At 70.1% G+C, this 26,852-nt stretch carries 19 protein-coding genes and 4 pseudogenes; 10 read left to right on the plus strand and 13 right to left on the minus strand.

Annotation, left to right across the window (positions count from 1 at the left end):
- Positions 1 to 81 precede the first annotated feature (81 nt).
- A pseudogene (locus KSNIM_RS39570) lies at positions 82 to 405 on the plus strand (STAS domain-containing protein); the annotation flags it as partial.
- Between the two features lie 224 nt (positions 406 to 629).
- Here KSNIM_RS39570 and KSNIM_RS37520 read toward each other — a convergent pair.
- Positions 630 to 950: a hypothetical protein gene (locus KSNIM_RS37520; protein ID WP_263107660.1), complete on the minus strand. Its 321-nt coding sequence runs from the start codon at positions 948 to 950 to the stop codon at positions 630 to 632.
- A gap of 654 nt (positions 951 to 1,604) precedes the next feature.
- Here KSNIM_RS37520 and KSNIM_RS37525 point away from each other — a divergent pair.
- Positions 1,605 to 2,015 (plus strand): spore-associated protein A, encoded by a 411-nt coding sequence (locus KSNIM_RS37525; RefSeq protein WP_263107661.1) that lies wholly within the window; start codon positions 1,605 to 1,607, stop codon positions 2,013 to 2,015.
- A gap of 127 nt (positions 2,016 to 2,142) precedes the next feature.
- Here KSNIM_RS37525 and KSNIM_RS37530 read toward each other — a convergent pair whose 3' ends face one another.
- The 3 genes and pseudogenes from KSNIM_RS37530 to KSNIM_RS37540 all read right to left on the minus strand — a co-directional run.
- A complete protein-coding gene (locus KSNIM_RS37530) occupies positions 2,143 to 2,397 on the minus strand; it encodes a hypothetical protein (protein WP_263107662.1) in 255 nt (84 codons plus the stop codon).
- A gap of 1,073 nt (positions 2,398 to 3,470) precedes the next feature.
- Positions 3,471 to 4,904: a non-reducing end alpha-L-arabinofuranosidase family hydrolase gene (locus KSNIM_RS37535; RefSeq protein WP_263107663.1), complete on the minus strand. Its 1,434-nt coding sequence runs from the start codon at positions 4,902 to 4,904 to the stop codon at positions 3,471 to 3,473.
- 171 nt (positions 4,905 to 5,075) lie between these two features.
- Positions 5,076 to 6,536: pseudogene (locus KSNIM_RS37540) on the minus strand (endo-1,4-beta-xylanase); the annotation flags it as partial.
- Between the two features lie 452 nt (positions 6,537 to 6,988).
- Here KSNIM_RS37540 and KSNIM_RS37545 point away from each other — a divergent pair.
- The 3 genes from KSNIM_RS37545 to KSNIM_RS39575 all read left to right on the plus strand — a co-directional run bounded on the left by KSNIM_RS37545 (position 6,989) and on the right by KSNIM_RS39575 (position 12,710).
- Complete coding sequence (locus KSNIM_RS37545; RefSeq protein WP_263107664.1) at positions 6,989 to 8,335, plus strand: PHB depolymerase family esterase; 1,347 nt, start codon at positions 6,989 to 6,991, stop codon at positions 8,333 to 8,335.
- Positions 8,336 to 8,903: 568 nt separating this feature from the next.
- Positions 8,904 to 11,612 (plus strand): beta-L-arabinofuranosidase domain-containing protein, encoded by a 2,709-nt coding sequence (locus KSNIM_RS37550; protein ID WP_263107665.1) that lies wholly within the window; start codon positions 8,904 to 8,906, stop codon positions 11,610 to 11,612.
- 279 nt (positions 11,613 to 11,891) lie between these two features.
- Positions 11,892 to 12,710: a helix-turn-helix domain-containing protein gene (locus tag KSNIM_RS39575; protein WP_411543828.1), complete on the plus strand. Its 819-nt coding sequence runs from the start codon at positions 11,892 to 11,894 to the stop codon at positions 12,708 to 12,710.
- Positions 12,711 to 12,786: 76 nt separating this feature from the next.
- Here the strand turns inward: KSNIM_RS39575 and KSNIM_RS37560 are convergent, their stop codons facing one another.
- The 3 genes from KSNIM_RS37560 to KSNIM_RS37570 all read right to left on the minus strand — a co-directional run bounded on the left by KSNIM_RS37560 (position 12,787) and on the right by KSNIM_RS37570 (position 17,829).
- Positions 12,787 to 14,439 carry a glycoside hydrolase family 27 protein gene (locus tag KSNIM_RS37560; RefSeq protein ID WP_263107666.1) on the minus strand — a complete coding sequence of 551 codons (1,653 nt, stop codon included), beginning with the start codon at positions 14,437 to 14,439 and terminating at the stop codon, positions 12,787 to 12,789.
- 138 nt (positions 14,440 to 14,577) lie between these two features.
- Complete coding sequence (locus KSNIM_RS37565; RefSeq protein WP_263107667.1) at positions 14,578 to 16,131, minus strand: alpha-L-arabinofuranosidase B; 1,554 nt, start codon at positions 16,129 to 16,131, stop codon at positions 14,578 to 14,580.
- 147 nt (positions 16,132 to 16,278) lie between these two features.
- A complete protein-coding gene (locus KSNIM_RS37570) occupies positions 16,279 to 17,829 on the minus strand; it encodes an alpha-L-arabinofuranosidase B (RefSeq protein ID WP_263107668.1) in 1,551 nt (516 codons plus the stop codon).
- 759 nt (positions 17,830 to 18,588) lie between these two features.
- Here KSNIM_RS37570 and KSNIM_RS39580 point away from each other — a divergent pair.
- Positions 18,589 to 18,921, plus strand: a complete 333-nt coding sequence (locus tag KSNIM_RS39580) for a transposase (protein WP_411543909.1) — start codon at positions 18,589 to 18,591, stop codon at positions 18,919 to 18,921.
- A complete protein-coding gene (locus KSNIM_RS37575) occupies positions 18,815 to 19,432 on the plus strand; it encodes an IS5 family transposase (RefSeq protein WP_411543910.1) in 618 nt (205 codons plus the stop codon). Before KSNIM_RS39580 ends, KSNIM_RS37575 begins: the two co-directional genes overlap by 107 nt.
- A 61-nt stretch (positions 19,433 to 19,493) precedes the next feature.
- Here KSNIM_RS37575 and KSNIM_RS37580 read toward each other — a convergent pair whose 3' ends face one another.
- Both KSNIM_RS37580 and KSNIM_RS37585 read right to left on the minus strand, forming a co-directional pair.
- Positions 19,494 to 20,213: a DUF6193 family natural product biosynthesis protein gene (locus tag KSNIM_RS37580; RefSeq protein WP_263107669.1), complete on the minus strand. Its 720-nt coding sequence runs from the start codon at positions 20,211 to 20,213 to the stop codon at positions 19,494 to 19,496.
- A 33-nt stretch (positions 20,214 to 20,246) separates the two neighbouring features.
- Positions 20,247 to 20,411: pseudogene (locus KSNIM_RS37585) on the minus strand (transposase); the annotation flags it as partial.
- Positions 20,412 to 20,680: 269 nt separating this feature from the next.
- On the opposite strand from KSNIM_RS37585, the gene KSNIM_RS37590 reads away from it, so the two are divergent.
- From KSNIM_RS37590 to KSNIM_RS37600, 3 genes are all read left to right on the plus strand, one after another.
- Positions 20,681 to 21,199, plus strand: a complete 519-nt coding sequence (locus tag KSNIM_RS37590) for a MarR family winged helix-turn-helix transcriptional regulator (protein ID WP_263107670.1) — start codon at positions 20,681 to 20,683, stop codon at positions 21,197 to 21,199.
- 147 nt (positions 21,200 to 21,346) lie between these two features.
- A complete protein-coding gene (locus KSNIM_RS37595) occupies positions 21,347 to 21,811 on the plus strand; it encodes a hypothetical protein (protein WP_263107671.1) in 465 nt (154 codons plus the stop codon).
- A 114-nt stretch (positions 21,812 to 21,925) separates the two neighbouring features.
- Complete coding sequence (locus KSNIM_RS37600; RefSeq protein ID WP_317634098.1) at positions 21,926 to 22,780, plus strand: NmrA family NAD(P)-binding protein; 855 nt, start codon at positions 21,926 to 21,928, stop codon at positions 22,778 to 22,780.
- 335 nt (positions 22,781 to 23,115) lie between these two features.
- Here KSNIM_RS37600 and KSNIM_RS39585 read toward each other — a convergent pair whose 3' ends face one another.
- The 4 genes and pseudogenes from KSNIM_RS39585 to KSNIM_RS37610 all read right to left on the minus strand — a co-directional run bounded on the left by KSNIM_RS39585 (position 23,116) and on the right by KSNIM_RS37610 (position 26,636).
- On the minus strand, positions 23,116 to 23,457 hold the full coding sequence (locus tag KSNIM_RS39585; protein ID WP_411543911.1) for a Uma2 family endonuclease: 342 nt from the start codon (positions 23,455 to 23,457) through the stop codon (positions 23,116 to 23,118).
- A gap of 369 nt (positions 23,458 to 23,826) precedes the next feature.
- Positions 23,827 to 24,033, minus strand: a complete 207-nt coding sequence (locus tag KSNIM_RS37605) for a DUF6283 family protein (RefSeq protein WP_263107673.1) — start codon at positions 24,031 to 24,033, stop codon at positions 23,827 to 23,829.
- Between the two features lie 47 nt (positions 24,034 to 24,080).
- Positions 24,081 to 24,251, minus strand: a pseudogene (locus KSNIM_RS39590) (hypothetical protein); the annotation flags it as partial.
- 105 nt (positions 24,252 to 24,356) lie between these two features.
- A complete protein-coding gene (locus KSNIM_RS37610; RefSeq protein WP_263107674.1) occupies positions 24,357 to 26,636 on the minus strand; it encodes an ATP-dependent RecD-like DNA helicase in 2,280 nt (759 codons plus the stop codon).
- Positions 26,637 to 26,852: the final 216 nt, after the last annotated feature.

Raw genomic sequence — 26,852 nt, forward strand, 5'->3', positions numbered from 1 at the left:
GGCCCGGACCGCCGTGATAGGGGGCCTCCGGTGGGCCAGGAGGCACATCATGGCCTTCCCCAAGCAGTCCCGGTCCACGGGATGCCGCCCGGCCCCGACCTGACGGTCGTGATCACCAGCGTCGGTGACAGCGTCGTGTGCTCCTTCGCCGGAGAGCTCGACATGGACAACGAAGCCCGCGTGCGGCACGCCCTGGACGAGGCGCTCGCCCAGCGCCCGGCCCTGGTCGCCGTCGAGTTGTCCGGGGTGAGGCTGTTCACCTCCAGCGCCTTGAACGCCCTGCTCGCCGCCCGCCTCGCCGCCATGGCTCACGGCATCCCGATCGTCCTGGCCGCCCCGCGCCGCATGGCCCAAAGCGTCCTCGAAATCACCCAGGTCGACCAGGTCTTCCCCGTCTACCCGGCCCTCGACCAGGCACTGCGCCACTCTCGAGGCGGGGGTGACGGCCGGGCGGCACCGGCGGTGCAGAGCACGGCGCCCGGGCCGGTAGGCAGGGCCGCGGCCCTGACACCGGACTTCGCAACCGACCCCGTTGGCGAATTTCGCCAGCACATACGCGTCCGCGGCGGGGCCCGACGCGTAGGGGCGCCCGTGCGCGCACGCGAGAGGCACAGCGCGCTCCAGGAGGGTCAGAAGGGCGGGGACCCGGCGCCGTCCACGTGCAGGACCGGGCCGTCCATATCGGCCACCTTCACGGCTGCGAACCGGCCCTGGACGAGGACGAGGGCGTGGCGCTCGTCGGAGGCGAACCAGGCGCTGGCGGCGTCGTCGTCGCTCTGCAGGCGGAGCCTGCCCTCCCACCGGCCCACATTCTGCGGCCCGCGGGCCGGCCTGGAGGCCTGCGCCGGGGCGGGGGCCGGGTCTGTCCACCAGACCAGTGAGGCCCGGCACTGGTACTCCGCTCCGCCAATGTGCAGGACGGCATCGCCGTCGTAGGAACGCTCGCTCACGCCTTCTAGCGTGGAGCCGGCCGGAAGAACCCGCACAGCCATGGACCCGGCTGCGGCGTCCCGAGGGCCCTCCCGGCGGCCTTCGGCCAAGAGTCGCCGGGTGCCGTCGGCGGCCCCTGGGTCGCCGGACGCGCGGCGGTCGCCGTCGCGGACATGGTGCTCCTGCGGCCCGCGGGCGAGTACGCGGGGCCTGGTCGTCCTCGGACGCCGCGGCGTTCCGGGCAGCGAAAATCTCGGCCGCGACGTCGCGCCGGGCAGGTGCTGGGTGGTCAGGCGCAATCTGGGGTCGCCGGTTGAGCCGGCCGCGCCGGCGATCCCGAAGTGCGCGCTCGCGCTCGGCACGAACCCGCGCTGCTCGGCGGCCCGGCGCACTCGCTGCCGCACCCGCGGCTGCCAGCCGACCCGGACCGCATCCGCGATCCCCTGCGCGGCGGCCGGTTTCGAAGACGCGGTGCCCCTGAGCCAGCGCCGGACGGTCCGCTGCACGACGCCGAGCTGCCCGGCGACGGCAGCGGAGCCGCCGGCGCTACACGGACGCGACCGTGACGATACCGCGGGCCAGCAGCATGATCGCGGGCCGGCCGGGCGATCCCCCACCGGAACGACGTCGGCCGCCCGCCGATCCAGCAGCGAACACGGAAGACAGGTGGAAGCATGAAGAAGCTCCTCAAGCGGGCCGCCCTGGGTGCGGCGGTGACCACGGTCGCGGCCGCCGGCGTGGCCGTCACCCCCGCGGTGGCCGAGGCCGCCACGTACAACGGGGTATGCGGCTCCGGCTACAGCGTCATCGACACCCTGCCGCTGCAGGACGGGACGGTCTTCCTCACCTACAACCGTTCCAACGGCAACAACTGCGTCGTCACGGTCCGCACCCACCCGAGCTCCTACCTGGTGGACATGTCGGCGTCGATCAAGAAGTCCGGCACCACGCAGTGGAAGCAGGACCTGGACTTCTACACCACCTACGCCGGCCCCGTGTACCTGCACGCGCCGGGCTCGTGCATCGACTGGGAGGGCGGCATCAACGGCGAGATCAACCACCAGTTCAACTCCCACTGCGGCTGACCGCGACGCCCGTACACACCGTCCGTCCCACGGCCCACACGGCCCAGGGACGGCGGGTTGTTGGAGCGGGCTACCGCGCCCACCGGCAGCGCTTTCACCCGCGAGCACCAGCCCGCCCGGCCCCCGGTCACAGGACGCCGAAGTCGGCCCACTGGATCCCGGTGAACTCGACATCCAGGCCGGACGCGCGGCGGCCGCCGTCGCCTGGTCGTCCTCGGACGCCCCGGCGCACTCGCTGCCGCACCCGCGGCTGCCAGCCGACCCGGACCGCATCCGCGATCCCCTGCGCGGCGGCCGGTTTCGAAGACGCGGTGCCCCTGAGCCAGCGCTGGACGGTCCGCTGCACGACGCCGAGCTGCCCGGCGACGGCAACAGTGGCCACCCCTACGGCACTCCGTCTGACGATACGTGGGAGGATCAAGGCCGCTCCCCGGCTGCACGCCATTGCCTGCCGGGGAGCTTTCTATGGTGGCTCCCGTCTGTACGGGGTGCCGCGGCCGTGGCTACGGGCAGGTGGGCACGTTGGAGCCGGGGACGTCGACGTAGACGGCGGGTGCCCAGGCGCCGTTGTAGGTGATCTTGTACCAGATGCCGTCACGGTGGGGGGTCGGGCCGCGATATGGGCTGCCGAGCGCGATGACGGAGCCTCCGCTGACCTGGCAGACAACGGTGACGGACTGTCCGAGGTCGAACTTGCCCGCTTCGGTGTGCCCCGGGTAGGGAGAGTTGTAGACGTGGGTGACGGTGCTGCACGGGGCGCCTCCTCCGTCGTCGTCGGACCGGGCGATCCGGGCGGCGAAGGGGCCGCCGGCCTGGGGCGCGGCCGGGGGCTGGCGGGCCGGGGAAGCCGCCGTGGGACCGGCGGTGGTCGTGGTGGGTCCGGAAGCCGGTCCGGTCTGACCCTGCCGCCGGACTGCGAGGTGAACCGTCCACGCTACGTGGTGCCACTCGTGACCCTCGGGTGCGGCATCTGGTGGTGCATCGACCTGAACACACCGAACGGCAGCATGTGGGGGATGGACCCGAACAGCCGCTGCCCGCGTCACTGGTTCTTCCCCGAGAGGTTCGCCTTGGCCGAATGGCTGATAACTGGCTCGAAGGAAACCGCACCTTCCCCGACGCCCCGGCAATGGACGGCTGCCCGGACTGCTGACACGTCCCGGGCGTTTCACGGAACTCGCGCCAGAGCCAACTCCTTCCCTTGACAGGCCCACTCTGCATTCGTCAGATCACCTCGTCCCATACGAGGCCAACGGACCACAGCCGTCACTCATCCAAGATCCGTCGGACAGGCCGTAACCGAGTGGTGCCTCATCCACAGGTGAACCTCGGCCGGTGTCCGGCCGAGGTTCACCCAGGGCGGTGGGTGACGGTCAGCGGGCGGGGCCGCCTGTGCCATGGGCCTCTCGGCTGGGTGTCAGCGGGCGGAGTCCGGTGATGGTCACCCTGGGCGGGTCAGTGCTGCAGGGTGAGGACGGCGGGTCGCCAGGGCAGCTGGTCGTAGGGGCCGCTCGCGGTGGGGGACTTGCCCTGGTAGAGGAGCTGGAGGTTGCAGGGGTCGATGGTCATGGTCTGGTCGGGGTTGGTGCGGACCAGGTCGCCGTGGCTGATGTCGTTGGTCCAGGTGGCACCGCTGTTGGCCTTGCCCGCGAAGGGGTTGCTCTCGGTGGCGGCCTGCGGGGTCCACGTGCCGTTGAGGCTGGTGGCGGTGAAGGAGCGGAAGTAGCGCTGCTCGTTCGCGCCCCGGGCTTCGACGATCATGAGGTACTGGTTGCGGTCCTTGACCTTGTAGACCTGCGGCGCCTCGAACAGGTTCTTCGCCGTGTCGCTCATGACCGTGGTGTACGAGGAGCCGAAGCTGCCCGGGAAGTTCCCGATCGGCATGCTCGCACGGTAGATGCTGCCGTTGTCACCGGCGAAGAACAGGTACATGTTCTGGCCGTCGGCGATCAGGGTCTGGTCGATCGGGCCGGTGCCGGAGCCGGGGATGCTGCCGGTGAACAGCGGCTGCGGCGCGGACCAGCCGTTGGGGTTGGTGGGGTCGCTGGAGGTGCGGTAGATGAACGGCCACTGACCCCACTGGTAGGCCAGCACCCAGATGTTCTTGGGCGCGAAGTAGAACAGCGTGGGCGCCACCGCGGCCTGGCCCATCCCGCTCTGCCCGGCCGACGCCATGTCCGACCAGTTCGTGAACGGGCTGAACATCATCGAGCCGTACGACGAGCCCGACACGTTCGACGCGTAGACCAGGTGCTTGCCGTTGTACACGACGTTCGTGAAGTCCTTCACCGACGCCCACCCGTTCGCCGGCTGCGCCAGCGCACCGGTCGAGGTCCAGCGGTAGCTCGACGGGAGGGCGCACGTCCCGGTCGGGGGAGTGGTCGGGGTGGACGACAGGCCGGTCCACTGCTGGTTGCTGCGGCCGTTGCACGTCCAGATCTCCACGGCCGTGCCGTTGGCCGTACCGGCGCCCGTGACGTCGAGGCACAGTCCGGACTCGACGCCGACGATCGTGCCGTCGGCGTTGACCTTCCACTGCTGGTTCGCGCCGCCGCTGCAGGTCCAGATCTGCACCCGGGTGCCGGCCGTGGTGGCGTGGCCCGGAACATCCAGGCACTTGTTGCCGTACACGGTCAGCTGGCCGCCGTCGGTCGACGTCCAGAGCTGGTTGGCGCCGTTCCAGCAGTCGTAGATCTGCACTGATGCGCCGTCGCTCTGGCTGGCGTTCGCCACGTCGAGACACCGACCGGACCCCACACCGCGCAGGGTGCCGGTGGTGGCCGCCTGGGCCGGGTTGGCGACGAGCACCGTCGCCAAGGCCGCCACGGCCGCAAATAGCGCTGTGAACAGCACGGTCAGCCGACGGCGGCTGGAACGTCGTCTGCGCACGGAAACCTCCTGAGAGTACGGATATCTGCTACAGGGCTGCTGTGAGCGCGCATATGCACGGCCGCCGTGGGCGCACACGCCTGACGCACGTCAGTCAGTGCCCTGGATGGTGTGGGGTTTCGTGGTCCTCATCGGGTGGCTGCGGCGACATCGCCCCCGTGGCTGGGCTCACCTGAGGTTCCAGTGCTGGTTGGTGCCGCCGGTGGAGTCCCAGATCTGGACGGGAGTGCCGTTGGCGGTCTGGCCTCCCGGGGTTTCCAGTGCTCGGCCGCTGGCGACGTTGGTGAGGGTGTAGGAGCCGTCGCCATTGCGGGTGGCCTTCCAGTGCTGGTTGGCGCCGCCGTTGTTGTCCCAGACCTGCATCCTTGTCCCGTTGGTGGTCTTGCCTCCGGGTTCGTCCAGGACGCGGCCGCTGGCGATGTTGGTGAGGGTGTAGGAGCCGTCGCTGTTCTGGCCGGCGCGCCACTGCTGGTTGGTGGCGCCGCTGGCGTCCCATACCTGGAGCGCGGTGCCGTTGCCGTTCTGCCCGGCGGGCTCGTCGAGGACGCGTCCGGCGGCCACGTCGGTGAGTGAGTAGACGGCCCCGGAGACGATGCCGCCGGTGCTGCTGCCTCCGTCGAGGGTGGTGAGCGCGGCGTTGTAGGCGGGCTTCTTGTTGCCGTTGTTGTCGAACAGCAGCGGGTTCTCTCCTGTGCGCCAGGAGTCGCTGTCGCGGATGCCCCACACGGTGATGCCGGTGCAGCGTGCGACGTCCAGGCAGGCCTGCACGGCCGCGCTGTACGCGGCGGGGGCCGCCTGGGCGATGTCGAGTTCGGTGATCTGCACGTCCACGCCGAGCGCGGCGAAGTTGGACAGCGTGGTCCGGAAGCCGGCCGGCGGGCCGCCGGCACCGAAGTGGCTCTGGAGGCCGACGCAGTCGATGGGGACGCCACGGGACTTGAAGTCCTTGACCATCCTGTAGACGCCCTGGGTCTTGGCGTCCGTCCAGTTCTCGATGTTGTAGTCGTTGTAGCAGAGCTTGGCCGATGCGTCGGTGTTGCGGGCGGTGCGGAAGGCCTCCTCGATGAAGCCGTTGCCCAGCAGGTTCTGGAACACGGAGGGGCGGTGCTGGCCGCTGCCGCCGTCGGCGAAGGCCTCATTGACCACGTCCCAGGCGTAGATCTTCCCCTTGTAGTGGGTCATTTCAGCAGTGATGTGGTTGTTCATCACGGTGCGCAGGGTGTTTGCGTCGCCGATGGTGTTGACCCAGTTGGGGAGTTGGGAGTGCCAGACCAGGGTGTGGCCGCGCATGCGCTGGCCGTGGGCGGTGGCGTGGTTGACGATCGCGTCTGCGGGGGCGAAGTTGAACGAGCCGCGGGATGGTTCGACGGTGTCCCACTTCATCTCGTTCTCCGGGGTGACCATCTTGAATTCCCGGTCGAGGACGGTGGCGTACGTCGCGTCGCCCAGCCTTCCGGCGGCCACCGCGGTGCCGAAGTAGCGGCCGCTCCCGGCCGCCGCATCACCGAGGGTGCCTGCCCCGGCGGCCTGCGCAGCGGGAGCAGGAATGAGGACGGCGATCACACTGACTGCGGTACAGGCAGTCGGCGTCAGAACGTTGTGGAGACGGGTCGTTCCGTTGAGCCATGGCATGACGGATCGTTCTCCTTGGGTGGGGATGCCGCGCGCCGGGAGAGGCTGGACGTGCCGGCGGTCGTGCGAGCGCGCGTGTTCCGCCGGGTGGCGCGCAAAGCGGGTGGGAGGGGCTCGGTGGGAAGGGGTGGGCGCCGGGCCTCCGAGCACTCCTGTTAGCGCTAACAATTTTTCTTGAAGGCAAGCCTCTCCAAGTTTGCCTCGGTGAAATCTGTATCAGGCGTTGCGAGTTGTCAATACTCCGGGCAGCGGGCCACCCGAAGCCCGGGGCGACCGGCCGACGGTCCGGGCCGTCGGGCCCCCAGGCCGTCGGAGGCTGTCGGCGGCTCTCCCACCGTGCCTTCGCTGCGCGGTAGTTGACGCCGATGACCGACTGGCACGAGTATCGTTGGCGTTTCATCCGTGGTGGCGCCGGAACCTTCTCACGCTCATGCAATCGACGGAGAGGTCCCATGCCCCGATCCCGCTCGTTCGTGTCCATGCTGATCGGCGTCATCGCCGTGGTCGGCCTCGCGGTGGGCCTGAGCCTGCAGGCGGCCCCACGGGCCGCCGCCGCCTCGCTCACCCAGATCACGAATTTCGGCACCAACCCGACCGGCCTGCTCATGCATGTGTACGTGCCGGCCGGCGTCAAGCCCAACCCGCCGATCCTGCTGGCCCTCCACGGCTGCCAGGGCACGGGCCCCTACATGTACTCGAGCACCGACTTCGCCTCGCTTGCCGACCAGTACGGGTTCCTGGTCATCTATCCCTCGACGAGCCCCAGCGGCAGCTGCTGGGACGTCTCCTCGGACCAGGCACTGACCCGCAACGGCGGCAGCGACCCGGTCGGGCTGATGTCGATGATCACCTACGCGGAGCAGCACTACGGCGGCAACGCCAACGCCGTCTACGTCACCGGAGAGTCCTCGGGCGGCATGATGACCAACGTCATGCTCGCCGACTACCCCGACGTGTTCAAGGCCGGCGCGGCCTTCATGGGAGTGCCTTACCACTGCTTCGCCACCGGAACGGTACGCGGGTGGAACTCGGCGTGTGCTCAGGGCCGGGTGTCCATGACCCCGCAGCAGTGGGGCGGCCTGGTGCGTAACACGGCCTACCCCGGCTACACCGGTCCGCGGCCGCGCGTGCAGCTCTGGCACGGGACCGCCGACGGCATCCTGAACTACAACAACCTCGGTGAAGAGATCAAGCAGTGGACCGACGTCCTCGGTGTGAGCCAGACGCCGTCGGCCACCGACACCCCCGCCTCCGGCTGGACCCGGACCCGGTACAACAACAGCGCCGGCGCCACCCAGGTCGAGGCGTACAGCATCGCTAGCGCCGGACACCAACTGCCGGTCCAGGGGGCGGGGATGGCCGCCAACGCGGTTCACTTCATGGGACTCGACGCGGCCTCCTCCGGGAGCAGGACAGGCGCGCTGCGTGCGGTGGCCGCAGGCAAGTGCCTGACCGACCCGAGCACGACGGCGGGAACCCAGCAGCAGATCTCTGCCTGCAGCGGAGGCGCGAACCAGACCTGGACCCGAACAGCGTCGAACCAGCTGACCGTGACCGTGGGCGGCAGCACCCTGTGCCTGGATGCCAGCGCCAAGGGAACCGCCAACGGCACCAGGGTCATCGTCTGGTCCTGCAACGGGCAGTCCAACCAGCAGTGGCAGGTCAACCCGAACGGGACCGTCACCGGCGTGCAGTCGGGGCTCTGCCTGGACGTGGCCGGGCTGGGCACCACCGACGGCACCCCTGTCCAGCTGTGGAGCTGCAGCGGCGGCACGAACCAGCAGTGGGCGATGGGGTGACGCATCGGCCGGCCCGCGGGAGCGCCCACGGGGGTGGCGCTCCCGCGGGCCGGCCGCGTGCGCCGGGTCGGCTCCTGCAGGTCTGTCGGAGAGGTCGGCGGCAACCGGCCGGGCAGCACGGGCCTGCCCGCGGTCCCTGAACTCGGCAGGAACCGCGAGAGCACAGCCCACTCGGCATCCGACAGCTCATGACGACGAACCACACCGTCATGATCCCACCATTTGATCAACTTTGAAGACGGACCCTAGCCAATAGTCGGGCGCCCGAGTGCAGTTGATCGGCCATGGAGCTGCAGCCCGGGCCGACGGAGGCGATGGGGATCGAAGTGTTTCGAAGCCGCGGCGCTCTGTCGCACCTCTGGACGGGGTCGGGACGGCAGGGTATAAACGTGGCACCCGTCGAAAGGTAGGACCTGGCGCTCTCCGCGGTCCGCGGTCCTTCGACGCCCATCTCCACGTGTGCCTCCGCCGTCTCGGCGCGCTCTCGTTCGAAGTAGATTGTTAGCGTTAACACTTGTGTCGTGCTGTGCAGCGGTCTCCTCCCCACCCGGAAGGACCAGTCCCCGCGATGTCGCCTGTTCCCCTGAACCGCCGCAGCCTGCTCAAGGCGACCGGCGTGCTGTCCCTCGCCCCTGCCATAGGCCTCGGCCTCGCCCCGGCGGCTGCGGAGGCAGCCGTAACCGCCGGGTCCTCGACGCAGCCTTTCGACCTCGGCCAGGTCCGGCTTACGCCCGGCCGCCTGCGCGACAACCAGGACCGGACCCTGGCGTACCTGCGCTTCGTCGACGTCGACCGCCTGCTCTACAACTTCCGCGCGAACCACCGGCTGTCCACCAACGCCGCTGCCGCAACCGGAGGCTGGGACGCCCCGTCGTTCCCGTTCCGCACCCACGTGCAGGGGCACTTCCTCAGCGCGTGGGCCCAGGCGTACGCGGGCGCCGGCGACACCGTCTGCCGGGACAAGGCCGCGTACATGGTGGCCGAGCTGGCCAAGTGCCAGGCCAACAACGCCGCAGCGGGATTCTCCGCCGGCTACCTGTCGGGCTTCCCCGAGAACGACTTCGCCCAGCTCGAGTCCGGCTCGCTCAAGAACGGCAACGTCCCCTACTACTGCGTCCACAAGACCATGGCCGGCCTGCTCGACGTGTGGCGCCTGCTGGGCAGCAACCAGGCCCGGGACGTCCTGCTGGGCATGGCCGGCTGGGTCGACCTGCGCACCGGCCGGCTCACCCGGAGCCAGATGCAGGCGCTCATGGGCACCGAGTTCGGCGGCATGAACGAAGTCCTGGCCGACCTCCACCTGCAGACCGGGGACGCGCGCTGGCTGACGGCTGCCCAACGCTTCGACCACGCAGCCGTGTTCGACCCGCTGGCCGCCGGACAGGACCAGCTGAACGGCCTGCACGCCAACACCCAGGTGCCGAAGTGGATCGGAGCCGTCCGCGAGTACCGCGCCTCCGGGACTGCACGCTACCGCGACATCGCCTTCCAGGCCTGGAACATCTGCACCACCGCGCACAGCTACGCCATAGGCGGCAACAGCCAGGCCGAGCACTTCCGCGCACCCAACGCGATCGCCACCCAGCTGACCAACGACAACTGCGAACTCTGCAACTCGTACAACATGCTCAAACTCACCCGCGAACTGTGGCAGTTGGAACCGAGCCAGGCCGGCTACTTCGACTTCTACGAGCGCACCCTGCTCAACCACGTCGTCGGCGCGCAGAACCCCGCCGACCCGCACGGGCACATCACCTACTTCACCCCGCTCAAGCCCGGCGGCCGCCGCGGCGTCGGCCCGGCCTGGGGCGGCGGCACCTGGAGCACCGACTACGACTCCTTCTGGTGCTGCCAGGGCACCGGCATGGAGTCCAACACCAAACTGGCGGACTCCGTCTACTTCCACGACGGCACCACGCTGATCGTGAACCTCTTCACGCCCACGGTCCTCACCTGGGCCGAGCGCGGCCTCACGATCACCCAGACCACCGCCTACCCCGCGGAGGACACCACCACCCTCAAGGTCGTCGGCAGCGCAGGCGACACCTGGTCGATGCGCATCCGGATCCCGGCATGGACGGCCGGCGCCACCGTGAGCGTCAACGGCGCGGTGCAGAACATCGCCACCACGCCGGGCAGCTACGCCACCGTCACCCGTGCCTGGGCCTCCGGCGACACCGTGACCGTCAAGCTGCCCATGCGGGTCACGCTCCGGGCCGCCAACGACAACCCGGACGTCGCCGCGGTGACATACGGCCCGGTCGTGCTGTGCGGCAACTACGGCAGCACCGCGCTGTCCGCACTCCCGGCCCTGGACCCGGCGTCGGTCACCCGCACCGGCACCACGGGCCTCGCCTTCACCGCAACCGCCAACGGTTCGTCCGTCGGCCTCGGCCCCTTCCACGACGCGCAGGGCTTCAACTACTCCGTCTACTGGAACACCAGGAGCAGTGGATTCCGCCTGCTCAACGCGGGCAGCGGGCTCGTGCTCGGCGTGCAGAACATGTCCACCGCGGACGGCGGCCCCGCCCTCCAGTGGGGCGACAGCGGCACCGCCGACCACGACTGGGCCCTGGTCGTCGACGGCAACGCGCTGCGCCTGCGCAACGCCAACAGCGGCAAGGTCCTGGGCGTGCAGAACATGTCCACCGGCGACAACGCCTCCGTGCTCCAGTGGTCGGACAACGGCACCGCCGACCATCGGTGGACGGTCGTCGAGACGGCCGACGGCTCGCACGGCCTGCGCAACGCCAACAGCGGCAAGCTGCTGGGCATCGCCGGCGCTTCCACCACCCAGGGCGCGTTCGCCGTTCAGGTCCCGGACACCGGCTCGGCCACCAGCCGGTGGTGGTTCGTCCCGACCGGGACCAGGCGCATCCAGAACGTGGGCAGCGGGCTGCTGCTCGGCGTGCAGACCATGTCGACCGCCGACGGCGCCCAGGTGATCCAGTGGGGCGACAACGGCACCGCGGACCACCTGTGGACGGCCGTGGTCGACTCCGGAGGCTACCTGCGGCTCAAGAACTCCCACAGCGGCAAGGTCCTCGCCGTGGAGGGCGGCGGCACGCCCAACGGCGCCAGGATCGTCCAGTGGACCGACGACGGGGCCGCGGACCACCGCTGGCGGCTGCGCCACGGCGGCGGCGACACCTTCCGCATCCAGTCCGCCATGAGCGGCCGCGTCCTCGGCGTCTCCGGTGCGTCCGCCGTCCAGGGCGCCCAGGTCGTCCTGTGGGACGACAACGGCACGTCCGACCACCTCTGGCGCTTCCTCTGACCGGGTGCCCGCGCCCGCGGTGTGGCCGTGGCCGTGGGAGGCGGGATGTCGATGGTCGGACCGGGCACCGGCTGCCCGCTGCCGCGTGGGCAGCCGGTCCCAGGAGGCGCAGGATCTGTTGGGCGACCCGGCACGCCGCCCGTCGACCTCGGGTCGTGCATCTGCCGCCGCCCGTGTCGGGGTGCCGTCCGAAGGTCTGCGGTCGCGCCCACGACTGTCCGGACACCGGCCACCAACGCCGCCGGACGGCTGCTGTCCGTGCCGGCCGCCTTCGATCGCGTGGCTCCCGCCCTGAGGCTCAGCGAGATCAGCCGGCGTGCCGGCCTCTCCCTGCCCACCGCGCACCGGCGGCGGTCCGAGCTCAGCGGTTGGGCAGCGCTGGAGCGGGACACCGACGCTGTGTACCACGTGGGGCTGCGTCTGTTCGAGCTCGGGACGCTCGCCCCGCGGGGCCCGGTGCTGCGCGAAGCGGCGCTGCCGTTCCTGGAGGACCTGTGCCAGGCGACCCCCGAGAACGTGCAGCTGGCGGTGCGGGAGGCCGGGCACGCGGTGGACGTCGAGCGCCTGGCCGGACGGTCCTCGGCCGGAGTGCGGACCCGCCTTGGCGCGCACTGGCCGCTGCACACCACAGGCGTGGGTCTGGCGCTGCGGGCGCACGCACCTTCCAGGACGAGTACCCGGCCGCCGGGCTCCCCGCCTTCACGCCCTGGACCGCGACCGATCCGGATCGGCTGCGCGAAATGCTCGCAGAAGTGCGCAGGACGGGAACGGCACGGCTTCCACACCCTGCCGCTGCTCGCCCGCCCCGACTCCGTCAGCCCGCTCGCCGTCGAGGACCAGCGCCCGGTCACCGCGTGGGCCGACGGCGTCGAACTGCGCGTCCTCGCCTTTGCCGACGGCGCCGAGCGGACCGTCACCGTCCCCCGCACCGGAGGCCTCGGCGACGCCGCCCGCTTCCATCTGCGCGCCACCGGCGAGCGGCTCACCGTCACCACCGACAGCCCGCACTCGTGGCACGTGCGCATCGGAGGCCCCGACGGCCCCCTGCACAGTCGGCCGGCCGGCACCCCGGAGGCCCACCTCCCGTACCCGGCCTGAACCGCAGCGGAGGCGTGGCCCGGCCGGACCGCGCCTCCGCCGTACTCCCGTTCACTTCTCGCAGACGAGAGGGTGGCTACCGGAGGGTCGTCCACTTCTGGTTGTTCTGGCCGTTGCAGGTCCACAGGATGACCGGGGTGCCGTTGGCGGTCCCCGCGTGGTCGGCGTCCAGACACAGCCCGGCGTGGACGTTGCGGACCGACCCGTCGGCCTGCACGGTCCACTTCTGGTTGTTCTGACCGTTGCAGGGCCAGATGATGACCTGCGTGCCGTCGGTGCTGCCCTGGCCGGAAGCGTCCAGGCACTTGTCGCCGTAGACGCGGATCTCGCCTCCGGTCCAGGTGGTCCACAGCTGGTTGGCGGCGCTGTGGCAGTCCCAGATCAGCGTCGCCGTCCCGGCCGTCGTCGCGGCCCGGTCCACATCCAGGCAACGGCCGGACCCGGTGCCGCGGAGCCGTGCGGTGGTGGAGGCCAGCGGGCTGCCGCCGGACACCCTGTACACGGCGACGCCGTGCGCCGGGACGCCGGCCGAGATCTGGCCGGACGTGCTCGACGTGTCGCCGGTCCACAGATCGGTGAGAGTGAACGGCCCTCCGGTGAGGCCGACCTGTGCGGCCGTGGCGGAGACGGTCGCGGTGCCGCTTCCGCGGTTGAACAGGCCGACGGCGACCGAGCCGTCGGACAGGGGCTTGGCGAACACCTCGGTGTCGCCGTCGTCGCGCACCCGGCGCCCGCCCGCGCCGAGCGCGTCCTGGTTCACCGCCAGCAGGCGGGGGTTGCGCAGGATCGCGCTCACGTCGCCGGACATGGTCCGGATGTCGTTGCCCGCGATGAGGGGTGCCGAGAGCAGCGACCAGAGGGCGAAGTGGGAACGGGACTCGGTCAGGGACAGGCCGGGGCGGCCGACCACGAGCATGTCGGGGTCGTTCCAGTGGCCGGGGCCCGACTGGGCGGCCAGCGGCGCGTCGACGTCGAGGACGTTGCCCACGCCCATCGGGTAGCTGTTGGTGTTGCCGTTCTGCCAGATGTCGAGCAGGTCCTCGGTCGTCCGCCACAGGTCCGCGACCTCACCCCAGTTGTACGAGGAGCCGGTGATGGCGTGCAGGCTGTTGGGGTTGATGCTGTAGACGATGGGACGGCCGGTGGCGCGGAGGGCGTCGCGCATGAGGGTGAACTGCGCGACCTGCTGGTCCAGCGTGCCGTTGGACGAGCACCAGTCGTACTTGAGGTAGTCCACGCCCCATGAGGCGAAGGTGGTGGCGTCCTGGGCTTCGTGGCCCTTGCTGCCGGTGGAGCCGGGGTAGGAACCCACGGCCTGGGCGCAGGTGCGTTCGTTGGGTGCCTCGTAGAGGCCGAACTTCAGGCCCTTGTTGTGGATGTAGTCCCCGAGCGCCTTCATGCCGCCGGGGAACTTGGTCGGGTCGGCCCGGAGGTTGCCCGCGCCGTCGCGCTGAGGGTCGAACCAGCAGTCGTCGACGATGACGTACCGGTAGCCTGCGTCCTTCATACCGGAGGACACCATCGCGTCGGCGGCCTGGCGGACCTTCGACTCGTCGACACCGCACCCGAAGCTGTTCCAGCTGTTCCAGCCCAGCGGCGGGGTGGGCGCAGGGCTGCCCGGCGCGGCCTGGGCGGTCGTGGCGGTGGACGCGGTGACGCAGGCGGTGAGCATCAGTGCGGCGGCTGCGAGGAGACGCAGCCGCCGCCCGTGGAACCGTCGGGGGACCATGAAGGGGTTCCTTCCTGGGAGGCGGATTCGACGTGGCAGGGAGCCGATCGGTGCCCTCGACCGGCTCCCTGCACCGGCCCGGCCACGGGTCGGGGGCCTGCGGCCGGGCCGGCGAGCGTGCTGAGACGGCGGTGCGGGTCAGCCCAGCGGCTGGGTGACCAGCCAGCTGGTGTCGGCGGCCCAACTGTTGGTGCTGTCCCAGGCGTTGGAGCCGCCGTTACTCGCTATGTAGGCCGTGTAGTTGTAGTGGCGGAGGTACTTCGTCGCGAAGTTGACGGACCGGAAGGAGGTACCGGCTCCGCTGTTGCCCGCGGTGGGGCAGAAGGTGGCGTCCTGCGCGAACGCGCCGGCGCCGTTGTCGGTGTTCAGGTTGAGCTGGTAGTTGTAGTGCCGCAGGAACTGGCCGGGGCTGTTGGCGGACTCGAACGACACGCAGGAGGTGTCGGCCAGGCCGGCGCGGACGATCCAGGTGGCGTCGGCCTTGTCGATGGCTGGGCTGGAGCCGTTGTAGGCGGAGATGACGACCTTGGTGTCGGCGTCGTTGTGGCGGAGGTAGTGCGAGGTGCAGCACGGCGCGGTGGTGGCCTGCAGGGAGATCCGGGAGCCGGGCGTCAGCGTGCCGGTGCCGGTCGAGCCGCTGTTGTAGCCGGCGGCGGTGATGTTGGCCTGGACGGCGTTCTCGGTGGCGTCCGAGGGGTAGCCCGAGGTCATGACGCCTTCGTAGAAGGTGCCCTGGGCCCACTTGCTGTTGTCGCCGCCGATGCCGAGGATGATCGCGCCCTCCTTGTGCATCGGGTTGTAACCCGTGGCATTGGGCCGCACCCCGTTGTAGAAGGTGGACAGGCCGCCCGACCGGGCGTCGCCGCCGCGCAGGGCCCACTGGTTCGGGCCGCCCTTGAGCATGGCGGTCAGGAACCGGTTGCTGACGCTGGGGTCGCCGGCGTTGAAGCCGCGGTTGACCCCGGAGAACAGGCCGTTCTCCAGGTCGGCCATGACCCAGGGGCCGTTGCCGCTGCCCGAGCCCCAGCTCTTGTTGTTGCCGAAGTAGAGGGCCTCCATGTGGCCGTTGCCGGTGTCCAGGCTGTTGGTCTCGGCGTTGCCGTAGTCGAAGCAGCAGCCGCCGTTGAAGTGCGTGCCGTCGAAGATCGCGTACATGCCCTCCGGCTGGTCGCCGGTCGCGATGCCGTTGGTGTGGTTGTTCCGGTAGCCGGTCCCGGGCGCGACGTAGACGCCGTACGCCTTGTGTCCGGCGACGGTGACCGGCGCCTCGAAGGCGTTGGCGAGGTTGTCCGGCCCGCCGGCCGCGCCGCCGGCGGGCGCCTGGGTGAGGTGGTTGCCCTTGCCGGACTGGTCGTAGATGACGGTGATGACACAGCTGGTGCCGGCGCAGAAGTCGTCCTGCGCGGCGGCGTTGGCGTATCCGCCGGCGCTCAGCAGGCCGATGTCCCTGGTCGCGTTGTCGGAGGCGCGCCTGACCTGGTACAGCGGTCCGTTGTACGCCCCGTAGAGGGCGCGTGTGGTGCTGTGCGCGGCGACGCAGGGGGTGCCGCCGGCGGCGTAGATGTCGCAGGGCCCCTGGGTGGCCGCCTGCGAGGTCGCGGCCGTGGCCGTGAGCATGCCGACGGCGAGTGCGGCGGTCGCGCCCGTCGCGAGGAGAGCTCGCCCGAGCCTACGGATCGACAGTTTGACCATGAAGATCTCCTTCACAGGGTGGGGGTGGGGTGGGCGTCCGCGGAATCTGCCGGTGTCCGGCTGTGCGGACGGCGTGGTCCGCGCTGACGCCTCCGGGTGCCTTCCGGCGAGGGCCGTCTTCGACGGCCGGCCGGCACGGGCCGCTCGTCAGCCCCAGGGGGAGACGGCGAGCCAGCTGGAGTCCTGGGTCCATGACGACGGGTTGTCCCAGGTATTGGCGCCGCCGTTGCTCGCGATGTAGCCGGTGAGGCGGTAGTGGCGGAGGTACTTGGCCGGGTAGTTGAGGGACTGCAGGGAGTAGCCCGTGCCGCTGTTTCCCGGCTTGACGCAGAAGGTGGCGTCCGCGGCGAACTGGCCGGTGCCGGCGGCGGGCTGGAGGTGGAGCTGGAAGGCGTAGTGCCTGAGGTAACTACCGGGGGCGTTGGCCGACTCGAAGGAGACACAGGTGCTGTCGGCCAGGCCGACCCGGACGATCCAGGTGGCGTTGCCCTTGTCGAGGGCGGAACTGCCGGGGGTCACCGGCGCGATCCCCACCTTGTCGTCGCCCGTGTCGTGCTGCAGGTAGTCGCCGGTGCAGCAGGAGGTGGTGGCCCGCAGCGACACCTTCGCTCCCGGGACGAAGGGGGTCGTGATGGTGCTGTAGCCCGCCGCGGCGATGTTGGCCTGGACCGCGGCGTCCGTGGCGTCGGAGGGGTAGCCCTTGACCATCGCGCCCTCGTAGAAGGTGCCCGCGCTCGCATTGCGGTTGGTCTGGCAGCAGTCGCCGCCGCTGCCGAGGATGACGGCGCCCTGCTTGTGCATCGGGTTCCATCCGCCGGGCAGCGAGCCGCTGTAGAGCTGGGTGAGGCTCCCGGACTGGGCGTTGGCGCCCTTGAGCGCCATCTGGGTGGTGCCATTGTTCTTGAGCATCGCGGTGACGAAGCGGCTGGTCTGGGAGACCTGGTTGGGGTTCCACGTCCTGCTGCCGCCGGAGAACAGGCCGTTCTCCAGGTCCGCCTGCACCCACGGCCCGGTGCCGCTGCAACCGCCGAACCAGCACTCGGTGCCGAAGTTGATCGCGTCCATGGCGCCGTTGCCGTCGGCCTTGTGGTCGATCTCCGTGTTGCCGTAGTCGAAGCAGCAGCCGTTGTTGACGTGGGTGCCGCTGGTGACCATGTACTCGCCCTCGGGCGAGCTGCCGGTGGGCACGCCCCCGGCGGAGTTGTAGGCGAAGTAGCTGTTGCCGGGCTTGATGTAGAGCGCGTAGGCCTTCCGGCCGTTCACGGTGACCGCTTCGGTGGTCGCGGTGGCCGCCGTGTCGGCGCCGCCGGTTCCGCCGGGTCCCTGGTAGACCAGGGTGTTGCCGCCGCCGGTCTGGTCGTAGAGGCGGGTGATGCTGCACTCGGCGCCCGCGCAGAATGAGTCCTGCGCGGCGGCGTCGGCGATGCCTCCGGTGGACAGGACCCCGATGTTCTGCGACATGCCGTCGGACGCCCGCTGCACCTGGTACAGCGGGCCGTTATAGGAGGCGAAGAGCGCACGGGTGGTGCTGTGGGCCGCGACGCACGGTGTTCCGCCCGCCGCGTAGATGTCGCATGGGCCCTCGGTGGCGGCCCGGGCGGGACCCGCTCCGGTGAGCAGACCGACGACGAGCACGGCCGTCGTTCCGGCCGCCGTCAGCGCCCGCCGGGCGTGGCTCGGCCACGATCGCATGGTCATGAACGAACTCCTTCGCGGGTGGGAGAAGGAAGAAGACGCTCCCCAAATTGTTAGCGCTAACAATTTTGGCGAGGAAGAGGTGCACGCAAGACGGGTCGGAACCCCCTGGTAGTGCTGCGCCGACCATCACTATGGCTACACGCTGATGTACCGTCAAGGCATCGGACTGTTAACGCACACAAAAGCTATGGCAGTTCGCGCGGTGAAGGTCGTGATCGGATCCTTCCACTCCCGGCATCCGAGCCGGGTTCGACGGGACACTGCACTCGTGCGGGGGAGGGGGGAGCTCTGGCCGAGAAGGAGGACGGTCAGACCACCGGAGTGCATCAGGGCGAAGCCCCACCAGCAGGTCCGGGATGGGCAGACCGTCGGGCACGATTACAGGGACTTCGGGCAGGACTTCGAGTGGCACAGTGCCGGCCTGTGTTGCCTGGGTGAGCCGGGCCGCGAGTGCGGACCGGGCGCGCTGGTCCCTCCGCACCGCCCGGTGCGGAGAGACGAGATCGGACCCATGCGCCCGCGAGACTGCCGCAGAACCATGATCACAGGCAGCCGGAAATCAAGATCCCCAACAGAGTGGATGGTCCGCCGAGGGGCCGGCCGCGGTGTCTTCCGCTGGAGGGGCGGGTGCTGCTGACCCGGATCGTCCAGCTGACGGTCGACGACGTGCTCCACGGCGGAGAGGCGTCGCGGACGCCCTCGGCTAAGGCGTGTCTCTTTGATGGGCTGAGCAGTTGATCGGATGTGTTTGTCCGGTTGGTGATCAGTGATGCGATGTGGGACCGGATCGAGCCGTTGATGCCGGCCGATCCGGTTCGTGGGCGGCGATGGGCGGACCATCGCCGCACGTTGGAGGCGATCGCATGGAGGTACCGCACCTGCTCGCCCTGGCGGGACTTGCCGGAGGAGCTGGGGCCGTTCCAGACGGCGCACAAGCGGTTGCTGCGACGGGCGGTCGACGGCACGTGGCAGCGGATCTTCGCTGCTGTCCTGGCCGCGGCGGACGCCAACGACGACATCGGCTGGACGGCATCGGTGGACTCCACCGTGTGCCGGGCCCACCAGCACGCCGCCGGCGCCCGCAAAGGGTGACCGCGGTCGGGGCGAGCCTGCCGATCACGCCCTCGGCCGCTCGCGTGGAGGCCTGAGCACCAAGGTTCACCTGGCCAGTGATGCCCGGGCGCGGCCGCTGGCCCTCGTCGTGACGGCCGGACAGGCTGGCGACGCACCCGCGTTCACGGCCGTCATGGCCGCGATCAGGGTTCCTCGAACAGGTCCCGGGCGGGCACGCACCAGGCCCGACACGGTGATCGCGGACCGTGCCTACTCGGCTCTCGATCCGCTCCCACCTGCGCGACCGGCACATCCGTGCGGTCATCCCGCAACCGGTGGACCAGGTCCGCCACCGGCTGAGGCGCGGCTCACGCGGTGGCCGCCCCCCCCCGGCTTCGACCGTGAGGCTTACAAGGAGCGGAACACGGTCGAGCGGTGCATCAGCCGCCTGAAGCAGTGGCGCGGTCTGGCCATGCGCACCGACAAACTCGCCATCGCCTACCAGGCCGCACTCCACCTCGCAGCCATCCTCATCTGGCTCCGCAGATGACCTAGGAGAGTCCGTAGGCCCTGCCTCGCCTGAAGCGTGCCCGTCCTGTGACCGACCACCCTTAACGTGCCGGCCCGATCCCCTCCGGCAGGGTGGCCACCACCAGGGCGACGGCCTCCTGCGCCGTCTCGAAGCGCGCGATCACCTCGCTCCCGTTGTGCACCCCGTAGACCCCCTTTTCGTGCACCCACAGGATGTGCCCGACATGAGTCTTCCAGTTCGCCCTGACACTGGTGGAGAACCAGACGTTCATCATGCTGGTCGCCGGTGTCAGCCGGCGGAGCACCGGCTCGGCGTACGCCGCAGCCAGCAACGCATGCGTGCGTAGGTCTCGGTCGCCCGGCGGAAAGTGGATGCGGTCCAACTGGAGGTGCCACTCCAACTCGACCCCGCCGAACGGCTCCCGCTCGTGCACGAGGGCCCAGGGCCGAAATTCGATGCACGGGGCCTGCGCCTTGGTCTCCTCGAGCCCCGCTCCGCCGGTCCAGGTCACCACCGCCCTGACCACCTCGGCCGGATCGGCGGTCCACCCGCCGGCCAGACGCGGGAAGTTACTCGGAAGGTCGCTTGCGAGGACCACCCGGAAGGCCCGGCGCTGCTCGTCGGGCGGATACACCGTCACCCGCCGACCGAGCCCCGCGTCGACGTACTTCGCGAGGGACCCCCACTCATCGTCCGACTCGTGCAGGACGACCCCGACCCCCTCTGCGGTCTGCCTCAGCAGCTCCCGCAGTACCCCGCGACCCCAGTTGCTCCTGCCAGACCCCACCCCGAAGTTCATCCGCTCAGTATGCCGCCGAGCGTGTCAACGGACCGCCCACCGCAGCAACCTCTTGCGCGGTCCTGAACGAGTCCGAGCCCTTCCGGAAGGCCACGCCAGGGCGAGGACGTGCGGTACTTCCACGCGATCGCCCTGGCGTGCGCCGATGGTCGGCCCACCACCGCCCCGGACCGGACAGGCCGGCACCAACGGCTCGATCCGGCCTCACATCGCATCACTGACCACCAGCAGGACAGCAACGTCCGATCAACTGCTCAGCCCATCAAAGAGACACGCCTTAGCACGACGAGGCCGCCAGCCGCCTCCTCAGAGAAAGCGGCGGGACCTGGAGCCGATACGCCGCTGGCGACCGCAGCCGGTCACCGGCGGGCTGGGCTCCCGAGGGAACCCGCGACGGTTGAGTACGAGAGCCCACCAGTAATCGGGGCGCCTTGACAGGCAAAGTGATTAGCCGCCATATTATGTGCATGACGAGGGATGGCATCGATGGCGAGACACCCACGCTGGACCAGGCCAGACGGCAGGTCGAGCGCTACGGCCTGGAGGTCGATCCGCAGGCGGTGCTGGTCGCGGTGCGGCTGATCTCGGCAGGCGCGAGGGTCGGCCGGGCGGCCGAGGCGCACTTTGCCAAGTTCGGCCTGTCGACGGGGCGCTACCGCCTGCTCGCCGACCTCGAAGACCACGGCGGGGAGAAATCCCCCTCACGCCTTGCACTCGACCTCGATGTCTCCAGGGCCACGGTCACCGGCCTGCTGGATGGCCTCGAGCGAGCAGGCCTGATCGCCCGCCGCCCGTCCGCAGAGGACGGCCGGGGCACGGTGGCCGTCCTGACCGCGCGCGGTGCGCAGCGCCTGCGTGACATGGCGTCCGAGCACTTCGGGCGGCTGGAGGCGATGGTGGGTGGGCTTTCCGTCGAGGAGCGTGCGATGTTCCTGGATCTGCTCGCCCGCGTGGTGCGCGGCAGTGCAGCCCTGGCCGCTGACTGACCCGGCTCTCAGCCGGTTGGCCCCGCCCTCCGGGTAGGGCCCTTTTTTCGAGGCAATAGTTAGGTGCCTAATTAATTTGGCCGAGTAAGCCTGATGCTCCCCACCGCAACCTTTCGCTTCCCTCACACGAACGAGAAAGGGGCCAACGTGCCCGCAAAGAAGGACAGAACCAGCCGAAACCGGGCAGCCTCCCGGCCGTTCACCCTGTGGCGCGAGGTACTGACCGCCTACGCCGCCCCCGCGCTGACGGCCGGTACCGCCGGAGTCGTCACCGGGCAGCAGGACCTGGCCGTGGCTGCCTGCACCTCCATCGCCGGCACCTCCGCCGTGGTGGCGTTCCTGGTCGGCACCTGGCTGCGGCACGGCGGGCAGCCCCGACGGTGGACCATCACCACGCCCCGCGTCGCCCTGATCGCGGCACTCGTCATCACCGCCGTCGGCGCGGCAGCCCTGCTGGGATGGTTCACCGCCCAATGGCTACCCGCCCATACCCCGATCCCCGCCACCCCGTGGCTGGAGCGCCTGCGCATCGACCTGCCCGTCTCCGCAGCCCTCGCCACCACCATCGTCACACTGCGCTGGCGCAGCACCGCCGCAGCATCCCCGACATAGCCCACCCCGGCACCGGGCCCACCCACCCCACGAACCCAAGCCCGACCGAGCCCACCCCCGGCAGCACCCGCCGCCGGGAAGTCGTCAAGGAATGAGCACACGATGATCGTTGTCATGGGAGCGACCGGAGCAACCGGGAACGCCCTGCTCCACAGCCTCCTCACGCTCGGTACACCCGTCCGCGCGTTGACCCGCACCCCGGACAGGCCGATCCCCGGCATAACCGGCCCACACCGACCGCCCGTCGAGGTCCAGTACGCCGACGCCACCGACCCCCACTCGATGCGCACCGCCTTCAACGGCGCCAGCCAGCTCTTCCTCGCCATGGCCAACAGCCCCGCGCAGGTCGAACTCGAAACCCGCGTCATCGACATCGCCGCCCACACGGGCATCGGACACATCGTCAAGATCTCCGCACCCGCCGCCGAACCCGACTCCCCGGTCGCCATCTCCCGCGGACACCACGCCGTCGAGGAACACCTGCGCGCCAGCGGCCTCAGCCATACCATCTTGCGCCCCTACGCGTTCATGCAAAACCTCCTGCGCCTGGCCCCCTCCGTCGCCCGGGGCATCATCCTGGGCACGATGGGCGACGCGCCCTGCAACTACATCGACTGCCGCGACATCGGCGACGTCGCCGCCGCAGCCCTCACCAGGCCCGACATCGCCGGCGGCACCTACACCCTGACCGGACCCGAAGCCGTCGCATTCCCCGAACTCGCGTCACGACTGACCGCTCTGACCGGCCACCAGATCCGCTACCTCAACCTCACCCCGGACGAACTGCGCGACAACCTCATCCGCAACGCCCATATGCCCACCTGGCTCGCCGACCACGTGACGGAGATCCAGCAACTTGCCATCGCCCGACCCGAAACCCCCACCACCACTGTCACCGACATCCTCGGCCGCCGGCCCCGCACCGTCGACGCCTTCCTGCACGAACACCACGCCCACTTCCGCCGATAAGACGCCGCTCACGCCTGGCCACGAAACCGCGAACCGTTCTGCCACACAAGGCAGATGATCAGACATCGGCTGTGTGGTGGGCGAAGCGGGTGAATCTCCGCACGGCCGGGCGCACGTGGAGCGACCGATACACCGCCGGGTATCACACACGGTCACCGTGCGGTTGGGATCAGCGGAGAACCGGTGACAGTTGAATGCGAGAGCCCACCAGTACCGGAAGCCTGAATCGTCACGTCAGCCATGCGGTGCTTCCTCTTCCCGGGCACGTCAGCGACCCACCCTGTCAGATCGGGTTACACCGTTGATCAGAGACTCCCGGGCCGCCAAGTCCCTGCTCATCGCGCTACCGGCGCGGCGCCGCGGGGCCGAGGTCGAGAGGGAAGGGATCGGTGAGCGCGGTGGCATCGCTGGCCTGGACGAGGCGGTCGGTGTAGTGCCGCGTTCAAGGTGGCCGAGGTAGAGCCGGGGGCGGGGTCGAGCTCGAGGCGCCAGTAGTGCGGGATGCCGGCCGCGGCGTACAGCGCGGACTTGAGCACGGTATCGCCCACGCGTGTGGACGGCGTGGTGATCTCGATCGCGACCACGATGGCATCGGCCCCTTGAGTGCGGGTGGCTTTGGCGGCCGTGGTCGCGTCGGCAACCAGCAGGTCCGGGACGGGCAGACCGTCGGGCACGATTACACAACCACTGCCAGCGCGGCCTTGAGCGCGGCGGGGTTCTGCTCAGGCCGGGGGATGGGCTCGGCTCCGTCGTGCACAGGCTGACTCATGGCGGCACTCCAGTCCTTCGGTGTGAGGGTACTCGGCATCGAGTGAGCAGTCGGGACCATCAGGAAGCACTGTTGCGAGGCGCACCCGGGTGGGTGTGCATCGGGATGGTGTGGGGCGTCATGGGGCCCCGGTGCTGGGTGTCGGCTTCCGGACTGGGTGCGGCGGAGTGGCGGGGGCTCGTGCGGTGCGGGCGGTTGCGACGGTGGCGTGGTGGCTGGTTCGCAGCCCTTTGGCGCTGGGCGCGGCGTCGCTGACCTCGCCGCCACCGTCCGCATCTCAGGACTGGCGCAGGTCCGAACGGACTCGGGTGACTTTGCCGATGACTCGGCGGGCCTCGTCGCCGGGTTCGCTGATGCCGGACAGGCCGTGCTCGGCCGCTTCAGTGCCTGAGGAGAACAAGGGCACCAGCGACACATACTCGGCGATCGCCCGGTACGTGACCGCATCGAGTCGACCCTGCACCACTGCGATTCGCAGCGCCACGGAGTCGGTGCGTCGTACCGGACGAGCTTGTCGTACTCCTCCGGCGCCCAAATCCCCGCTGGCACGTCTCGTCGATGCGGGCAGCTCTCGCACGGCCGCGGCGCGGGCCCTCCTATCCACGCAGACCCCTGGATTCGTACGATGCGGCCCCGGACAGTGTGCTCGAGACGCCTGCGCCCCGTCCCGTGGACGGCGCAGTCCTGGGCTCGCCGCCGCACGCCGTGGATGCCGGAGCGGTGGCTGCGCGCGACGGCTGGTCGCGCGGCCGCGCCCAGCGACCGGGTGGTGCGGCTGCTGCTGTGCCGGGAAGCCAGCCAGTTGCTTCAGTACAGAGACGCCGGGGCGTTGTTGGTGCGGACGGGGTCGGGAAGGACCGCGGTACTGGTGAGGGCTTCGTGCAGCCGGACGGCGAGGGAGGAGTTGCGGCCGGCCGCGGGCTGTTTGATCGCCGTGTCCAGGGCCTCGGGGTCGCCGACCAGGACGAGCATCTGCCTCGCGCGGGTGACGGCGGTGTAGAGGAGATTGCGGCGCAGCAGGAGGTAGGAGGGGCCTGTCTTGGTGAGGGGGACGATGACGTGGGGGTATTCGCTGCCTTGGGCGCGGTGGACGGTGATGGCGTAGGCGTGGAGGAGTTCGTCCAGTTCTTCGAAGGCGTAGAGGATGGTGCTGCCGTCGTCGTCGAGGGTGACGTGGATGTGGCGGTCTTTGTCGTCGATGGCGGTGACGCGGCCGGTGGAGCCGTTGAGGACGCCTTTGCGCAGGTCGTTGCGGACGGCGATGACGCGGTCGTTCAGGCGGAAGGGACGGCCGTCGCCCCAGTGCTGCGCTTGGCCGTCGTGGTGGGGGTTGACCTTGGCCTGGATGGCGGCGGCGAGTTCTTGGGTACCGGCCGGGCCTTTGGTGCTGGGGGCGAGGACCTGGACGTCGTCGGGGGTGATGCCGTAGGTGGTGGGCAGGCGGCGGGTGACGAGGTCGACGACGGTGGCGGGGATTTCGGGGTCGGGGACGGGGAGGAACCAGAAGTCGCCGCCGCTGCGGATGGGTTGCCCGTGTCGGATCTGGGCGGCGTTGCGGATGATGGCGCTGTCTGCGCTCTGGCGGAAGACTTCGTCGAGTTCGGTGCGGGGGATCGCGTCGACGGCGAGGAGGTCGCGCAGGACCTGGCCGGGACCGACGCTGGGGAGCTGGTGGACGTCTCCGACCAGCAGCAGGTGGACGCCGGGTGTGAGTTTGCCGAGGAGGCGGTCGAGGAGGGGCAGGTCGAGCATGGATGCTTCGTCGATGACGATCAGGTCCGCCTCGAGCGGGTCCCAGGCGTCGAAGAGGTTCAGGGGCCCGGTGTCGTCGTCGCGGCGATTGCCGATCATGCGGTGCACGGTGGTGGCCGTGCGGCCGGTGAGGTTCTGCAGACGTTTGGCTGCGCGGCCGGTGGGCGCCGCGAGCCCCACCCGGCCGCCGGCAGCCTCCACGAGGTCGACGATCGTCTTCACGGTGAACGACTTGCCGCAGCCCGGGCCGCCGGTCAGCACGGACACCGGTTCGGTGAGGGCCATCCGTGCCGCCGTCTCCTGCGCCGGGGCGAGCACCAGGGCGCTGTCGAACACGGGCAGCGGGCCGCCGCCGCGCCACGGCCCGATCGATGCCAGGCGGGTGGTGGCGCTGCGCAGGCGGGCGATCCGGGCGGCCACGGAGACCTCGGCGGCGTGCAGGCGAGGGGTGAACACCGCCGCCTGCAGCCGTCCGTCCCGCGGGACGTCCTGCACCACGACGCTACCGGAGGCGACCAGCACGCCGAGCTGGTCGGGCAGCAGCTCGGCGAGCGTCTCGTCGCGGAGGTTCTGCAGCGTGCGGTGGAGCAGCTGGCGTTCGAACAGGAAGCACTGGCCGTCGCGGACCGCCGCCGTCTCGAGCGCGTGCAGCAGGGCCGCCCGCAGCCGCTCGGGGCTGCGCTCCGGCAGGCCGAGCCACAGTGCGAGCTTGTCGGCGGTGGTGAAGCCGATCCCGTAGACCTCGGTGAGCCGGTAGGGGTGCTCCTGCACGATGTCCAGGACGTCCGCGACGTCGTGGGCCTCCCGGCGGACGGTGCGGAAGTGGTGGGCGATCCGCGGCGCGTGGGTGGGGGAGACACCGGCGCCCTGCAGCAGCACCATCAGCTGCCGGATCTCCTGATGCACCTGCCACGCGGCGACGATCTCCGTGTACCGGGCCGGCCCGATCAGGTGTACCTCGCGCAGCCGCTCCGGCGTCGTGTCGATCACCTGCAGGGTGTCCAGCTTGAAGGTGTCCACGATCGCGTCCGCCAGCTTCGGCCCGATGCCCCGCACCAACCCGGAAGCCAGGTACTTGCGGATCGCCTGCAGCGTTGCCGGCTCGAGGTAACGGCACTCCACGGCGTGGAACTCCTCGCCGTACGCCAGGTGCCGACCCCGACGACCCGTCAGCTGCAGCGTCTCCCCGGGCTGCACCCCCAGCAGCGCCTCACCCTTCGCGGTCAGACTCCCGCCGTGCTCCAGGCCCAGACGCAGCGCGGTGAAGCCGCCGCTGCTCACGTACAGGATCCGCTCGACGATGCCGTCCACCGTCTCCAGCTGCTGCTCTGCCATGTCCCACCCTTCGCTGCGGTCTCTGCTTCGTGTCGGCGGAAAGACCTCCCTCCGGTGTACCGCCTGTCACAGACAGGCTGAGCAGGATGTCCTCAGCCGTCGGGGTGCGTGATGTTGCGCCGGACTCGGGGCTGTGACCGGGCCCGCTTAGAAGCCGTTGTCTTTCCGATTGTGACGGGTGCGTTTCCGCTGGTCAGGCATAGTGCTGGTGCCTCG

Source organism: Kitasatospora sp. DSM 101779 (assembly GCF_025655475.1).
GTDB lineage: Bacteria > Actinomycetota > Actinomycetes > Streptomycetales > Streptomycetaceae > Kitasatospora.

Bases quoted from the DNA above. Each gene is read 5' to 3' on its own strand.
- KSNIM_RS37525 (WP_263107661.1), top strand. From the start codon at position 1,605: ATGAAGAAGCTCCTCAAGCGGGCCGCCCTGGGTGCGGCGGTGACCACG.
- KSNIM_RS37545 (WP_263107664.1), top strand. From the start codon at position 6,989: ATGCCCCGATCCCGCTCGTTCGTGTCCATGCTGATCGGCGTCATCGCC.
- KSNIM_RS37550 (WP_263107665.1), top strand. From the start codon at position 8,904: ATGTCGCCTGTTCCCCTGAACCGCCGCAGCCTGCTCAAGGCGACCGGC.
- KSNIM_RS37560 (WP_263107666.1), bottom strand. From the start codon at position 14,439: ATGGTCCCCCGACGGTTCCACGGGCGGCGGCTGCGTCTCCTCGCAGCC.
- KSNIM_RS37565 (WP_263107667.1), bottom strand. From the start codon at position 16,131: ATGGTCAAACTGTCGATCCGTAGGCTCGGGCGAGCTCTCCTCGCGACG.
- KSNIM_RS37570 (WP_263107668.1), bottom strand. From the start codon at position 17,829: ATGACCATGCGATCGTGGCCGAGCCACGCCCGGCGGGCGCTGACGGCG.
- KSNIM_RS37580 (WP_263107669.1), bottom strand. From the start codon at position 20,213: ATGAACTTCGGGGTGGGGTCTGGCAGGAGCAACTGGGGTCGCGGGGTA.
- KSNIM_RS37590 (WP_263107670.1), top strand. From the start codon at position 20,681: ATGACGAGGGATGGCATCGATGGCGAGACACCCACGCTGGACCAGGCC.
- KSNIM_RS37600 (WP_317634098.1), top strand. From the start codon at position 21,926: ATGGGAGCGACCGGAGCAACCGGGAACGCCCTGCTCCACAGCCTCCTC.
- KSNIM_RS37610 (WP_263107674.1), bottom strand. From the start codon at position 26,636: ATGGCAGAGCAGCAGCTGGAGACGGTGGACGGCATCGTCGAGCGGATC.